At 64.9% G+C, this 14,356-nt stretch carries 14 protein-coding genes and 1 pseudogene; 9 read left to right on the top strand and 6 right to left on the bottom strand.

Going from position 1 to position 14,356, the window contains the following annotated elements:
* Together AC0Z36_RS16855 and AC0Z36_RS16850 are read left to right on the top strand one after the other, a co-directional pair.
* Positions 1-238: transposase (locus AC0Z36_RS16855; protein WP_485463711.1), on the top strand; the 238-nt coding region annotated here is incomplete at its 5' end.
* 166 nt (positions 239-404) lie between these two features.
* Positions 405-860 (top strand): transposase family protein, encoded by a 456-nt coding sequence (locus AC0Z36_RS16850; RefSeq protein WP_485463716.1) that lies wholly within the window; start codon positions 405-407, stop codon positions 858-860.
* A gap of 515 nt (positions 861-1,375) precedes the next feature.
* Here AC0Z36_RS16850 and AC0Z36_RS16845 read toward each other — a convergent pair.
* Together AC0Z36_RS16845 and rfbA are read right to left on the bottom strand one after the other, a co-directional pair.
* Positions 1,376-1,672 carry a type I phosphomannose isomerase catalytic subunit gene (locus tag AC0Z36_RS16845; protein ID WP_485463710.1) on the bottom strand — a complete coding sequence of 99 codons (297 nt, stop codon included), beginning with the start codon at positions 1,670-1,672 and terminating at the stop codon, positions 1,376-1,378.
* 294 nt (positions 1,673-1,966) lie between these two features.
* Positions 1,967-2,860 carry a glucose-1-phosphate thymidylyltransferase RfbA gene (gene rfbA / locus AC0Z36_RS16840; RefSeq protein ID WP_485463709.1) on the bottom strand — a complete coding sequence of 298 codons (894 nt, stop codon included), beginning with the start codon at positions 2,858-2,860 and terminating at the stop codon, positions 1,967-1,969.
* Between the two features lie 44 nt (positions 2,861-2,904).
* On the opposite strand from rfbA, the gene rfbB reads away from it, so the two are divergent.
* The 6 genes from rfbB (at position 2,905) to AC0Z36_RS16810 (ending at position 8,304) form a co-directional block, all read left to right on the top strand.
* Positions 2,905-3,882: a dTDP-glucose 4,6-dehydratase gene (rfbB, locus tag AC0Z36_RS16835; RefSeq protein WP_485463708.1), complete on the top strand. Its 978-nt coding sequence runs from the start codon at positions 2,905-2,907 to the stop codon at positions 3,880-3,882.
* 109 nt (positions 3,883-3,991) lie between these two features.
* Positions 3,992-4,366, top strand: a complete 375-nt coding sequence (locus tag AC0Z36_RS16830; RefSeq protein ID WP_485463707.1) for a DUF2304 family protein — start codon at positions 3,992-3,994, stop codon at positions 4,364-4,366.
* Positions 4,359-5,060 (top strand): glycosyltransferase family 2 protein, encoded by a 702-nt coding sequence (locus AC0Z36_RS16825; protein ID WP_485463706.1) that lies wholly within the window; start codon positions 4,359-4,361, stop codon positions 5,058-5,060. The genes AC0Z36_RS16830 and AC0Z36_RS16825 overlap by 8 nt, the downstream gene beginning before the upstream one ends.
* Positions 5,057-6,391: a lipopolysaccharide biosynthesis protein gene (locus AC0Z36_RS16820; protein ID WP_485463705.1), complete on the top strand. Its 1,335-nt coding sequence runs from the start codon at positions 5,057-5,059 to the stop codon at positions 6,389-6,391. The genes AC0Z36_RS16825 and AC0Z36_RS16820 overlap by 4 nt, the downstream gene beginning before the upstream one ends.
* 17 nt (positions 6,392-6,408) lie before the next feature.
* Positions 6,409-7,311, top strand: a complete 903-nt coding sequence (locus AC0Z36_RS16815) for a glycosyltransferase family 2 protein (RefSeq protein ID WP_485463704.1) — start codon at positions 6,409-6,411, stop codon at positions 7,309-7,311.
* Between the two features lie 60 nt (positions 7,312-7,371).
* The gene (locus AC0Z36_RS16810) at positions 7,372-8,304 is read left to right on the top strand and encodes an NAD-dependent epimerase/dehydratase family protein (RefSeq protein WP_485463703.1); all 933 of its coding nucleotides are present in this window, start codon (positions 7,372-7,374) and stop codon (positions 8,302-8,304) included.
* Positions 8,305-8,606: 302 nt separating this feature from the next.
* Here the strand turns inward: AC0Z36_RS16810 and AC0Z36_RS16805 are convergent, their stop codons facing one another.
* The 3 genes and pseudogenes from AC0Z36_RS16805 to AC0Z36_RS16795 form a co-directional block, all read right to left on the bottom strand.
* A complete protein-coding gene (locus AC0Z36_RS16805; protein ID WP_485463702.1) occupies positions 8,607-9,866 on the bottom strand; it encodes an acyltransferase family protein in 1,260 nt (419 codons plus the stop codon).
* Between the two features lie 13 nt (positions 9,867-9,879).
* Positions 9,880-10,683 (bottom strand): annotated as a pseudogene (locus AC0Z36_RS16800) (polyprenol monophosphomannose synthase); the annotation flags it as partial.
* A 53-nt stretch (positions 10,684-10,736) separates the two neighbouring features.
* A complete protein-coding gene (locus AC0Z36_RS16795; protein WP_485463701.1) occupies positions 10,737-12,002 on the bottom strand; it encodes a glycosyltransferase family 39 protein in 1,266 nt (421 codons plus the stop codon).
* Positions 12,003-12,345: 343 nt separating this feature from the next.
* Here AC0Z36_RS16795 and galU point away from each other — a divergent pair, with 343 nt between their 5' ends.
* Complete coding sequence (galU, locus tag AC0Z36_RS16790) at positions 12,346-13,251, top strand: UTP--glucose-1-phosphate uridylyltransferase GalU (RefSeq protein WP_485463700.1); 906 nt, start codon at positions 12,346-12,348, stop codon at positions 13,249-13,251.
* Between the two features lie 83 nt (positions 13,252-13,334).
* Here galU and galE read toward each other — a convergent pair whose 3' ends face one another.
* A complete protein-coding gene (galE, locus tag AC0Z36_RS16785) occupies positions 13,335-14,306 on the bottom strand; it encodes a UDP-glucose 4-epimerase GalE (RefSeq protein ID WP_485463699.1) in 972 nt (323 codons plus the stop codon).
* Between the last annotated feature and the right edge of the window lie 50 nt (positions 14,307-14,356).

The raw sequence follows: 14,356 nt of genomic DNA, 5'->3' as shown, positions 1-14,356 counted from the left end.
TGAAAACAAGATCCACTACGTTCGGGACGAAGTGTGGTCCGAGGACCGTTCCCGCGTCCGCACCGGCCACGGACCCGAGAATATGGCCACGCTCCGTAACATCGCGATGAACCTGTTGCGGAAGAACGGGGCCGTCAACATCGCTCAGGCGGTCCGCGAGCAGTCCTACCACCCGTTCACTGCGCCCCTGGACCTTCTCGGTCTACCGGTCCGACCTGCGGAAACTCTCAGCAATTAGCTTCTTGCATCAGCCCTGGGGCTTGTGGGCAGGGCTGCAGCAAAGTTAGTTGATCATGCGTTTCTCCTGGCCAGAGGTGGCGTAACCGGAACGGGTGAAGCTCCGTTGTGCTCGGTGACCCTTCAAGTCGCCTGCACACAACGGAGCTTCGGTGAAACAGTCTGTCATGACCCGCGGATGTCGGGAGTGCGCCAACGGCGTGTCAGGGGCGCCTTGTTTCGTCGGGCGGGTCCACGCGGTGCGTGACCCACGCCACGCGCGAGGCCTTCGCCACCCGGTCGGGGTGATCCTGTTGATCGCGTTGAGTGCCTTGGCCTGCGGTTTTGATTCATACCGGGCGATGGGCCAGTGGGCTGCCGCCGCTTCGCGGGAGACCCTGACGCGGCTGGGATGTCGGCCTTGGGGAAGCCTCGGCCTGCTGCGGGTGCCCAGCGTGGACACGATCCGGCGTGTCGTTCGACCGGAGCTGGGTCCTCACCGCCGAGCGCCGGGTGGCAGAACTCGAGCCCGTCATGACGGCCGATCGCGAAGTCCAGCCCCGCTGACCGGACGTACCCAGGGGGCGTGGACTGTCGGAACTCCACCGGGCCGTCCGCAACCACCGGGGAGTCGGGCGGTATAAGGAAGTGTCGGCCCGGTACCGCCGCCACTGAGCGTTCCTCGGTCCGCAGGGTGCCTGTGCTGCCGACCACCGTAAGGGCGTACGGCTGGTCCTGTGCGGGTAAGCGGTAGCCGGAGCCGCTGACCTCGTGGCAGTCCAAGGCGAAGTAAGAGGTGTCCGCGAGCCGGGTGCGCACTCCGCCGACAGATTCCACCGGGCCGCCCGTCGGCGTGAACGGGGCGTCGAGGTCGCCTTGGTCGAAGGAGATCGCCCGCAACGACTTGTCGAGATGGAGCTCCCGAGGGTGGCCGTCAGTCCCCAGCCGGTCGAAGTTGTAGACCCGGTAGGTGGTGTCGGAGGTCTGCTGGACCGCGTACGCGACGATGCCGGCGCCCAGCGCGTGGACCATTCCAGCCGGGATCGGAATGACGTCACTGGTCTTCACCCGGCGTCGGTGCAACAGTTGGTCCCACGCCCCCGCCGCGATCAGCCCGGCCAGTTCGTCACGGTCGGTGGCGGTGTGACCGAACACGATCTCAGCGCCGGGGTCGGCGTGCAGGATGTAGCCAGTGCTCGGTCTTGCCCCACGGTTCGCCTTCGAGTTCGAAGGCTAGTGCGTCATCCGGGTGCACCTGCGCGGACAGGTCCTGGCAGGCGTCCAAGAGCTTCACCAGCAATGGGAATCCAACATCGGGTCCCAGCTTTCCTGAGTGCGGCTTCCGCAGGGTGGTATCCGACCACAACCTCGCAAGCGTGCGGCCGTCCTGCGTCGTGCTTTCGTGGCCTGGGATGGACGAGAACGCCCAGCACTCCCCGACCGGACCGGAGGTCATAGCCGAACATGGCGGAAATCCGGCGACCTCCCCAGACACGGGCATGGAAGGTCGGAACCATCGGAATCGGCATGTGGAGTCAGTCTTCCCGTTCGATCGGCAGGGCCGATCGCTGTGTCGTTGAGTCAGATCGGGGGCAGGGACAGGGAAGGAATCAGATGGATTCTGCGGATTCCAAAAAGACCGTGGAGTGGATTCCTGGACGGCGTCCGCCTGTAGGACGGGCACACGCATCCGGGCGACTGTCCACTGACGTCCGGTGCCCGACGATCTTTGCGTTGAGGGTGAACCCGGTCAGCGCTCAACCACCGGGGCGATGCCGTCGCCGTACTTGAGCAGGTCGAGCAGGTAGGTGCCATAACCGCTCTTGAGCAGGGGCTGGGCCAGCCGGTGAACCTGTGCGTCGTCGATGAAACCGGCCCGCCAGGCGGCTTCTTCGATGCAGCCGATCTTCAAGCCCTGACGTTCTTCGATGACCCGGACGTACTCAGCCGCGTGCACCAGGGAGGAGAAGGTTCCGGTGTCGAGCCAGACCGTGCCACGGTCGAGCATGGTGACCCGCAGTTCGCCGTCCCGGAGGTAAGCGGAGACGATTTCGGTGATCTCCAGCTCTCCACGGACACTGGGCTTCAGAGTCTGTGCGATCTGCACGGCGCGATTGTCGAAGAAGTACAGTCCAGGGACTGCGTACCGGGATTTCGGATACTTGGGTTTTTCTTCAACGGACAACGCGTGGCCTGCCGCGTCGAATTCGACAACTCCATAAGCGCTCGGATCGGCCACCGGATAGGCGAATACCCGGCCCCCGGTCATGCCCTCATGTCCGTTCAGCTGCCGCCCCAGGCCGACACCGTGGAAGATGTTGTCGCCCAGTACCATGGCTACCGATTCGAGCCCGATGAAATCCGCACCGATCACAAATGCCTGGGCAATTCCCTCGGGGCGTTCCTGGGCCGCGTACTCCAGACGCATTCCCAAATGTGATCCGTCACCCAGCAGTCGCTGGAAAGCAGGCTGGTCCTCCGGGGTGGTGACGATCAGGACTTCCCGGACCCCAGCCATGATCAAAGTGCACAGCGGATAGTACACCATCGGTTTGTCGAAGACAGGCATGAGCTGTTTCGAGACGGCCTGGGTGACTGGCCACAGTCGGGATCCGGTTCCACCGGCGAGGAGAATGCCGCGCATGGGGACACTGTACGGCCCGCCGGCACCACTAAGGTTGGGGGACTATGAACATCCTGGTCACCGGCGGCGCCGGTTTCATCGGCTCCCAGTTCGTCCGTTCCCTGCTCGGCGGCGCTCCCGAAGGAGGCCTACGGGTCACAGTGCTCGATGCCCTGACGTACTCAGGGGTGGAAGCCAACCTCGATCCCGTCGCGACACACCCCGGCTACCGGTTCGTCCACGGGGACATCTGCGATACCGACCTGGTCGACCAGGTCATGCCCGGGCACGATGTCGTGGTGCACTTCGCCGCTGAATCACATGTGGATCGTTCGATCGCCGGCGCCGGGCCGTTCGTGACCACGAACGTCCTCGGTACCCAGGTGCTGCTTGACGCAGCCCACAAACACGGCCTGGGCCGCTTCGTCCACGTCTCCACAGACGAGGTGTACGGCTCGATCAGCGAGGGTTCGTGGACCGAGGAGTGGCCGCTGGCACCCAACTCGCCCTACTCGGCGAGCAAAGCAGCGTCGGACCTGTTGGCGCTGGCCTACCACCGGACCCACAATATGGACGTAGTGGTCACCCGTTGCTCCAATAACTACGGACACCATCAGTTCCCGGAAAAGGTCATTCCGCTCTTCGTCACGAACCTGTTGGACGGCAAACCGATCCCGCTGTACGGCGACGGTGGCAATATCCGGGACTGGCTGCACGTCGAGGACCACTGCCGGGGCATCGAACTGGTCATGCGCAACGGCCGACCGGGAGAGGTCTACAACATCGGTGGCGGTACCGAGATGACCAACAAGGAACTGACCGGGTTGCTGCTCGAGTCCTGCGGTGCCGGTTGGGAGATGGTCGAGCACGTGGCCGACCGCAAGGGGCACGACCTGCGCTACTCGATCAGTATTGACAAGATTCAAGCGGAACTGGGTTACACCCCCCAGGTGTCCTTCCACGAGGGGATGGCGGCCACGGTCCAGTGGTACCGCGACAATCGCAGCTGGTGGGAGCCGCTTAAGGTGAAAGCTGCGCTGTAACAGGCGTAGCGGATTGGGCCAGCGTGACCCTGCGGCCCGCCGCGGGCGGGTGCTGACCGTGTCCATCTGATGAACCGGGGCAACCCGCCGACTTCCGATCGAGCATGTCATGAAACTAACCATCCTCACCGCGGTCACCGGACTACTGGTGTTGGGGTTCATCCTCGAATTGCTGCGCCGACGCCAACTGCGGGAGAAGTACGCAGTCCTGTGGATAGCCGTCGGCCTGGTAGTAGTCCCCTTGGGCTTCTTCCCCCGCGTACTCGACTCCGTCGCCACGGCGACGGGCGTGGCCTCGGGTGTCAGCCTGGTGCTGTTCCTGGGCTTCGCGTTCCTGCTCCTGGTCTGTGTCCACCTGAGCTGGGAGGCCAGCCAGTTGGAGGAAGAGACCCGCAGGTTGGCCGAAGAGGTCGCGTTGATCCGAACCGAGCTGGCCCAGCGGAACAGTGCACCGCACAAGACTCAGGATAACGCCCATGATTAACGGCAAACGGGTACTGATAATAATTCCCGCCTGGAATGAGTCGGGTTCCATAGCCGACGTCATCCATGAGATACGGGACACCCTGCCGCACGTCGATGTGCTCGTCGTGGACGACGGCTCGGTGGACGGCACTTCACAGATCGCCCGGGACGCCGGGGCTGTCGTGACCACGCTGCCCTACAACCTGGGTGTCGGTGGAGCGATGCGGCTCGGCTACCTCTACGCCTACCGCAATGACTACGACGTCGCGATACAGCTGGACGCGGACGGCCAGCACGATCCCCGCTACGTTCCGAAGCTAGTCGACCGTATCGACGATGCCGCGCTGGTCATCGGTGCCCGGTTCGCCGGCGAGGGCGACTACAAGGTGCGCGGACCGCGGCGCTGGTCGATGGTCATGTTGTCCTTCGTGCTCTCCCGCATGGCGAAGACCAAGCTGACCGACACCACGTCCGGGTTCCGCGCCTGCAACCGCGATCTCATCAAGCTGTTCGCCGAGTGGTACCCGGTGGAGTACCTGGGTGACACGGTGGAGACCACTGTGCGGGTCGTCAGGCTGAAACACCGTGTGGTGCAGGTACCGGTGGCCATGCGCGCTCGTACGGCCGGCACGCCGAGCCAGTCGCCGGCCAAGGCGATGTTGTACCTGGGCCGGGCGTTCATCACCCTGCTGTTGGCGATCAACCGGCGATGAACCTGCTGCGTAAGGGATTGCGGATACTCCCGCCCGGGACCTTGTGGGCGGGAGTGGGTTTCGCCGTCCTGGGTGCGGCCTCCTACATCCATCTGGCGGTGGCCAGCCACTCGCTCACGCCGGAGGGGAAATCCGGGGTCTCGGTCCTGTGGACCCTGGTCTTCTCCCTCGGTCTGGGGTTGTTCTTCCCGGTCGAACAGGAAGTCAGCCGGATCGTCGCAACCCGGGTCTCGAACGGCGAGGGCATCCGGTCGGTCCTGGTCAGGGCCACCGCTGTCGCAGGTATACTGCTGGTTTTTGTCCTCGCTCTGCTCGCGTTGTTCAGCAGCGTGATCGCAGACCGTCTGTTTGACGGAGACCGCACTCTGTTGTCCGCCCTGGCTGGTTCCTTCGTCGGCCTGGTCGCGGTTTCAGTCACCCGTGGGGCGCTGGCGGGGCTGGGCCGGTTCAAGGCGTACGGGACCAGTCTTTCCATCGACGGGGGTCTGCGGATTCTGCTCGCCGGCGGGCTCGGCCTGTCCGGCAGCACGTCTCCGTTGGCGTTCAGCCTGGTGCTGACCGTGGCCCCGTTGATCGCGGCCGCAGTCACTGTCCGGCCACTCCTGTCCGGGAGCGGCCAGGACCGTGTGCTGCCCTGGGCGGACCTGGTCCGTGGACTCGTCCCGTTGATCGCTTCCACACTGCTCGCCCAGGTGGTGGTCAATATTGCGGTGATCAACCTCAAGCTCCTGGCTCCGGGGGAGACCGCGCTGGTCAGCGCCCTGCTTGCGGCGTTGATCCTGTCCCGGATCCCATTGTTCGTCTTCGGCGCACTGCAGGCCTCGCTGCTTCCCGGACTGTCCGCTGCGGTGGCCGGGCGGAACCGGGCGGCGTTCAACGGGCTGCTGGTCCGCAGCTGCCTGATCGTCGTCGCGCTGGGTGCGAGCGGCGGAGGAATAGCGGTGTTGGCCGGACCGTGGTTGGTGCGTACCTTCTTCGCAGCCCCGGACATCCTGCACGCGCCGGACTTCGCCTGGTTCGCGGTGGGAACTGTCTGCTACATGCTGGCGACAGTGTTCGGGCAGGGCCTGATGGCGATGGGCCTGCATCGCGGCCAGCTCATCGGCTGGGCCGTCGGCACTGCCGTCCTGGCCGTAGTGACATTTCTGCCGCTGGAGATCCGGCTGCGGGTGGAATTGGCTTACGCGGCCGGCGCGGCAGCGGCGGCCCTGGCCATGCTGGGACTTCTGTGGGCCGGGGTCAGGCGTTTGGACGCGACCGGTTCACACACCACCCCGGCAGTTGAAGAAACCGTTCGACTCCAGGTCGCGCAGTCACCTGCCCGGCCTTGAACCTAGGTGTGAAGCACATGACGACCTTCGACATCATGCTGCCGTACTACGGCGATGTGTCACTCATGCAGACCGCGGTCCGCAGCGTCCAGGAGCAGACGGACCCCGACTGGCGTCTCACTGTCGTCGACGACGGCAAAGAACCCGGCGTCCCCGAGTGGTTCGCGGCTCTGGGCGACGAGCGGGTCTTGTACCTGCGCAACGAGCAGAACCTCGGCGTCACCCGTAACTACAACAAGTGCATCGGGCTCGCCGAGTTCGAGCGGGTCGTCATGATGGGCACTGACGACGTCATGCTGCCCAACTACCTGGCCACGATGCGCTCGGTTCTGGAGCAGCACCCGGACGTCGCCATGGTGCAGCCCGGGGTCCAGGTGATCGACGGATCAGGACTTCCGGTCAACACCCTGGTGGACCAGACCAAGCGGCGACTGTACGCGCCGAAGTCCGACCGTCGACTGCTGATGGGCGGTGAGGAACTGGCGGTCAGCCTGCTGCGTGGCAACTGGCTGTACTTCTCCTCGATCTGCTGGCGGACCGACGTGCTCAAGGCGGTCACCTTCCGTGAGGATCTGGAGATCATCCAGGACCTCGCGCTGGTGATCGATCTGCTCCAGCGGGGCGAACGGATGGTTGTCGAACCCACCGTCTGCTTCCAGTACCGCAGGCATGCGGTGAGCATTTCCGCGACTCAGGCGTACACCGGAACCCGGTTCACTGAGGCGCGGAACTATTTCGTCGACGTCGCGGACCGTCTCGACGCACACGGTTGGCCGAAGGCGGCACGGGCGTCAAGGTTTTACCTGTCATCCCGCCTCCATGCAGTCACCCTGTTGCCGGGCGCTGTCCGGACCAAACAGCGGGACGGATTCCGGAGTCTGGTCCGGCACGCCTTCGGGCCCAGCCGGCGCAGTTCCTGAGACCCCACGGTCTCCGGGCCGTCCCATCCGTACGCGAATGTAAAGAAGAAGGACCTAGACGTGAGCAGCGACCGTCGACGAATAGCAGTGCTCGGAGGAACCGGGTTTATAGGACGCCGACTGTGCGACTCGCTCGACGACCAGGGGTTCGACGTACTGACCGTGGCCCGGAAGGCTCCGACCGTCGCGACGGCCGGTCGTTTCACGGCCATGGACATGGTTGCGGCAGAAGTCGATGAGATAGCCCGCCTGTTCGACGATGAGCAGACAGACGTCGTCGTCAACGCGGCCGGGGGCATGTGGGGACTGTCCGAAGAACAGATGCGGGACGCCAATGTCACGTTGGTCGAACGACTGATCGCGGCGGTCGGGCTTTCAGCCGCAGGACCACGGCTGGTCCAACTCGGTACCGTCCACGAGTACGGGCTCGTCCCGGTGGGCGTGTCAGTGGCGGAGGACTACGAACCCCGCCCGGCGATGGCGTACGGGGAGCTGAAACGGCAGGCGACGCAAGCGGTGGTCCGCGCAGTGCAGCAGAACACCGTCGACGGCATGGTGCTGCGGGTCGGCAACGTTGTCGGAGCGGGCCAGCCGGGACACAGCCTGCTCGGGGTCATGGGCGGGAAGTTGCGTACAGCGCGGGAGGCCGGGCAGTCGGCTGAACTGCGACTGGCCCCGTTGGCCGCCCGTCGGGATTTCATAGACCTGCAGGACACCGTTGACGCGGTCGTCGACGCGGTGCGCGGCACGGGAGGCCCCAGCGTGGTCAACATAGGTCGAGGGGAAGCTGCGAGTGCACGCAGCATGGTGGAGATGCTCATCGCGGCGAGCGGTGTCGCGGTTGAAGTGACGGAGGAAGGGGTGTCCTCGGAGGAGGACCTGACCTTGTGGCAGCAGATGGACGTCACCTTGGCCGGGACCGCGCTGGGGTGGAAGCCGCAGCGGTCGCCGGAGGACTCTATGAAGGACTTGTGGCGTCAGCTGGCCGGGTGACACGTCCGTCGTCCCTTTTCCTGTCCGTACCAGTTAAGACTGGTGCGGTGGTACTGCGCGAACCCTGTCGGGGGGGGGGGGGGGGGGGGGGGGGGGGGCCGCCCCCCCCGGGGGTGTAAAACGCGGTGTGGTGGGGACGCCCCCCCCCCACCGGGGGGGGGGCGGGGGGGGGGGGGGGGGGGCGGCGCCCCCCGCCGCGCCCCCGCCCCCCCCCCCCCGGGGCGGGGGGGGGGGGGGGGGCCCCCCCCCCGGGGGGGGGGGGGCGGCGGGGCCCCCGCCCCCCCCCCCCCCCGACAGGGTTTTCACATCCGGGTGTGCTGCGCTACCGCCACCAGCTCGATGGGCGGCTCCTCCAGCGGGGTGGTGCCGACTGCGTCCGCAGGAGGTGCTGAAGCCGGGTTCCGACGGCGCAGGAAGCCCGGCGTCCAGTCCTTCAGTTTGAGCGCCTGGCGTTCGACAAGGTGCCAGGACACGAAGGCCATGACGGTCGCTCCCGCCATGGACAACAGCACGTAGGGAACAAAACCCCAGCGGTACCCCGTGAACAGTGACAGGGCCTGCTGGATAACGAAGCCGTAGATGTAGATGCCGTACGAGTAGTCGTTCTTCCGCCCGATTTTCTGCAAGGGACGGGGCAGGCGGATCGCCAGCCACAGCAGGAGGTAGGCGAAGGCCGGCAGGCCTACGACGAAGAAGCCGCCGAGCAGCAGGGAGCCGACCAAAACGATGCCGGACAAGACGCCGAGCACGTCGCTGACCGGCACTTTCTCCTTGTACATCTCGAAAGCGGTACCCAGCAGGAAGACGAATCCCAGATAGATCAGCCAGTGCCAGCTGATCCACCCCAGGAGGGGAGTGTTGAAACCCCCGTCGCCGCCGCCCTGTGCCCCGGTCCAACTGTCGTTTGCCAGGTAGTCGTCCCAGATGTAGAGATAGGCACCCAGCGCGAGAAGCAGGACAAAACGGCGTGCACCGCGCAGGATGCCGGTGAAGGCCAGCAATGCGATACCGACGTAACAGAGCATTTCGTAGCACAGGGACCACAGGGCCCCGTTGAAGACGCTCTGACCGGACTCATGACCGTAGGGGGTATCCGTGAGCAGGCCGGAGATTCCGTACTGGCGCACGCCCGTCCACCAGTTTGCGACGAGGTAGTCCACCGGGCCCTCGGAGTGGTTCCAGAAGCCTTCGATGGAACCGTTCTCATGCAGGTGGACCAAAGGAGCGATGACCAGCGCGGTCACCAGGAGGCAGACCCAAAGGCCGGGGAAGATCCGCAGTGCCCGGTGCCAGAGGTACCGACCCACGGAAGCCCGTCGCGCGCTCCTGGTGATGAGCACGCCCGAGAGGAGGAAGAACCCGAAGACCGCCATGTTGCCGACGTTGGTCTGACCGTCGCTGACAACGGACCCGAGGTCGTTTCGGCTGAATCCCAGGGGTCGCGAATGCGACATGACGACGGCGAGGGCGAGTACTAGGCGGATAAAGTTGACGCTGTTCGTTCTGCCGGACAGCAGTTTGCCCAGGTCGCCCCGGGAACGGAGCACACCGCTTGCGGACATTGGTCTCCTCGGTGGGGTTGGCCGGTCGGCCGTTGCTGTCCAGTGGTCGGCTGGTGCGCGTTATTTGCGCAGGTGCTTGAACCGGGTTTCCCACGCCCCAGGCGGTGACTCGCCACAGGGCTTCGACAACGATGCTTCGGCTCATCTTGCTGGCGCCGTGTTCACGTTCGATGAAGGTGATCGGAACCTCGACTACCCGAAGTCCTGCCTTCACCGCACGCCATGCCAGGTCAACCTGGAAGCAATATCCTTGCGAAGCGACATCCTGCAGTTCAAGCCTTTGCAAGGCCTCCCGCCGGAAGGCCCGGTAGCCCCCGGTGACGTCCCGGAGTGGGACCTGCAGCATCAACCGCGAGTACAGACTCCCGCCAGGGGAGAGGATTTCACGTGATTTGGCCCAGTTGACGACACGTCCGCCGGCGACCCAGCGTGATCCCATGGACAGGTCCGTGTCACGCAGTCCGGTCGGGAGTCGGGGGAACTGCTCGGGCTGATGTGAGCCGTCCGCGTCCAGCACGAACAGGACGTCGTAACCGTGCTCCATACCCCAGGCGAAACCTGCGAGGTGGGCGGCACCCAGGCCGTTCTTCCCCGGACGGTGGAGTATGTGGATGTGCTCGTCTCCGGAGGAGAGCTTGTCGGCTATCTCTCCCGTACCGTCCGGGCTGTTGTCGTCAGCGACCAGGATGTGAACCTCGGGGGTCGAGGCGCGGATCCGAGAGATGATCTTCTCGATGTTCTCGGATTCCTTGTATGTGGGGACGATCACGAGGATCCGTCCGAGGTCGGAGAAGGGTCCTACCGACTGGTTGTCCATGATCAAGCCTTACCTGTTTCTCTCTGGGGTTTGCGCGATCTGATCGCAGTGGGTTAGTGAGCGGGGACGATGCGTGTCGGCAATGCGACCGTCATCCCCGTCGGGTGGTACGTCTTAGCGACCGTGTAGGTGCTTTTGAGCGCTGCGGCCTGGACAGTTGGAAGGGCAGTGAGAGGCACGTCTGTACTGCCGATCGAGACGAGCCACAGCCGCTGCTCAGGACCGATGCACTTCTGCGGTTCACTGCATTCGTCGACCCACAAATCGTCCTTCTGGACGGCACTCCGCTGAAGGAAAACGTCCCGGGGGTGCGCCTTCGGATCCAGGTAGTACTTCACCCCGGCGTCGATCAGCCACCAATAGTCGTTGCCGTGGGCGTAGACGATTCCGTCCCCGGCCTTGAATCTGCTGTTGACCACTTCGGCCGTGCCCTGGTAGTTCCTGGGAGTGAAGTCCACCGGCTCCGGATACAGGTACTGCGCGTGAGACAGCGGACTATGGATCGCACGCTGGTCGGGAAGAGCGAACAACGCCAGGACGCCTAGGACGGCTACAGCGGTCCGCAATGACACCGCACTGATCCCGGCCCCGGCGAGCATCGCCCAGGCGGGAAGGGCGAAGAGTAGGCACTTCGGAAAGAAGTACGACACTCCACCATGCGAAATCAGCCATATCACCGGGATTGGCGGGACGGCGAGGAGAGTACCGACAAGGGCAGCTCCGGGGCGGCTGCGGCCCCAGGCGGCGACAGCGGCCACGCTGATAGCTCCGGCGAACAGTACGTACCGCTTCCGGTCGCGACGCCAGTGCAACAGCACAGCGGCTGCATGGCTGGCCAGCGCGACCAGGTGGAACGCTGAAACTGCGACGATGGCCAGGCTGTAGCCGAGCCAGCGGTGCCATCGGGGCTTGTCCAGAGCGCACAGCAGGAGGAGCGTGGCCAGCGAGACCGCGAAGACGACAAAGGCGTAGGAGCGTGCTTCCTGGGCGAACCGGGCGACTGCGGGGATCATCGCGAAGACGAGGCCGCCGAACAGCCCCGCGCGCTGTCCGAACAGCCGACGACCGGCAAGTGCCGTGCACACGGCCGCACCTGTCATCGCCAGGACAGAGGGGAACCGTACGGAGAACGGTGAGTCCTCGAAGGTGGAGATCCAGACGTGCAGGACCAGGTAATAGGCACCGTGGACTGCGTCCACGTGACGCAACATGTCGAGGAGTTCGCCGGTCGGCCGGGAGACGACACTGAGCATGGCCAACTCGTCATGCCACATGACGGTCCGGGAGATGCGGAAGAGCCCGACGAAGAGTGTGGCCACCAGCGGCCACAACCACACACTGCCTGCGAGACGTCGGACAGAATCACCTGGTGCGATGGTCCGGAGCTCGCCGGGCGACCTGTCGGGGTGCGGTCGAGAAGCAACCCTGGTGCCCGGTGCGGACATCTGCGTCATGTTTTTGTACACCTAAGAGCTGTTCGGGCGGGAGGCTGGTGTGATCAGCAGATCCAGATGGATAACCCAGCTTGTGTAGACGTCCTCACAGGAAGCTGCGCCTGGATCTTAGTATCTACGTTCTACTTCATGTGAAGTGCAGTTGACGTAGTCTCGTTCCGGTCATTGTCCGTCTGTGTGTCCCGCATCAGGAAAGTACAATCAGCGGATGTCCAACGTGAGCTCCAGAGTGATGAAGGCAGTGATCCCGGCGGCCGGCCTGGGCACCCGTTTCCTCCCGGCCACCAAGGCCACTCCCAAGGAGATGTTGCCGATCGTCGACAGGCCGGCCATCCAGTACGTAGTGGAGGAAGCGGTTGCAGCGGGGCTCACCGACCTGCTGATGATCACGGGTCGGAACAAGCGGGCACTGGAGGACCACTTCGACCGCGCCTACGAGTTGGAGTCCCTGCTTGAAGGCCGGGGCGATCTGGAGAAGCTGGCGCGGGTCCGGGAGTCCAGTTCGATGGCGGCGATGCACTACGTGCGCCAGGGGGACCCCCGCGGCCTCGGCCACGCGGTCCTGACCGCGAAGCCGCATGTAGGCGACCAGCCGTTCGCAGTACTGCTCGGCGACGACCTGATCGACCCGCGGGACCCCCTCCTGGAGCGGATGATAGAAGTACGGGACCAACTCGGCGGCAGCGTTGTAGCGCTGATGGAAGTCGAACCGTCCCAGATCCACCAGTACGGCTGTGCGGCGATTAAGCCCACGGCGGAATCCGACGTGGTGGAGATCTTCGACCTCGTGGAGAAGCCGGACACCGCAGACGCGCCGAGTAACTACGCGGTGATCGGTCGGTATGTCCTCGACCCCGCGGTCTTCGAGGTCCTGGAGCGTACCGAGCCTGGACGGAGCGGCGAGATCCAGTTGACTGACGCGCTGCGGGAGATGGCACGTGCGGGAGACGGGATGCAGGTACACGGCGTGGTTTTCAACGGCCGCCGTTACGACACTGGTGACCGCGCTGACTACTTGCGGACCATCGTGAAACTCGCGTGTGAGCGTGACGACTTGGGGCCCGAGTTCCGGTCCTGGCTCAAGGAGTACGTCACGAACGAAATCGGACTGTAAGGACATTCGCAGGGCCGAAGCAGTGTGGGGCACCTCCTGAAAGGAGGTGCCCCACACACGGTCACAGCGCTTCGCAGCCGGGTCTAGCCGTTGTGCTGGGCCTGCCACCCCGCCCACGCCGACGTGACCATCTCACGCAGGTCACGCCGGGCTTTCCAGCCCAGTTCGGCGGCGATGCGGTCGGCATTGCCGACGATCTTGTCGGGGTCGCCGGCCCGGCGTGCCACCACCGTCGGCACCAGGTCCGTACGGCCGGTGACTTCCAGCACCAGGTCGACAACCTCGCGCACAGAGGACCCCGCACCGCGTCCCACGTTCAGGGTGAACGCGAGATTGGGTTCGGCGCCGATCTGGCGGGCGGCGGCCACGTGGGCCTCGGCCAGGTCTGCGACGTGGATGTAGTCCCGGACGCAAGTACCGTCGGCGGTCGCGTAGTCGTCGCCGAAGATCGTCGGCGGCTGACCGGCGGTGATCTTCTCCAGCACCATCGGGATGAGGTTGTACACCCCTGGGTCGGCCATTGCCGGTTCGGCCGAACCCGCGACGTTGAAGTAACGCAACGAAGCGAACGACAGCCCGTGGGCACGCGCCGTCGCCTGGATCATCCACTCGCCGATGAGTTTGGACTCGCCGTACGGGCTCAGTGGAGCCTTGGGCGAATCCTCATCGACCAGGTCGACATCCGGCATGCCGTACACCGCGGCGCTGGACGAGAACAGGAACCGTCCCACACCTGCGGCCACAGTCGCGTCGAGGAGCGTACGCAGACCCTCGACGTTCTCCCGGTAGTAGTGCAGCGGGTGTTCCACCGACTCGCCGACCTGCTTCTTGGCAGCGATGTGGATCACGCCGTCCGGCTGGTGTGTGCGGAACACCTTGTCCAGCAGCTTCCGGTCGAGCACTGAGCCGATGACGAGAGGGGCCTCCGCCGGGACGCGTCCTGCGGTGCCACTGGACAGGTCGTCGAGGATGACTACGTCTTCTCCCGTGTCGAGGAGGGAGTTGACGACGTGTGTGCCGATGTAGCCGGCACCTCCGGTAACGAGCCACTTCATGGAGACGACCTCAGTTCAGGTGGGAGGGCGGGGAAGGGGAATCCGAGGCA

This window comes from Kitasatospora sp. UYEF31 (assembly GCF_057291755.1).
The sequence above is the reverse complement of the archived record's forward strand: the minus strand, read 5'-3'. Positions and strand labels throughout refer to the sequence as shown.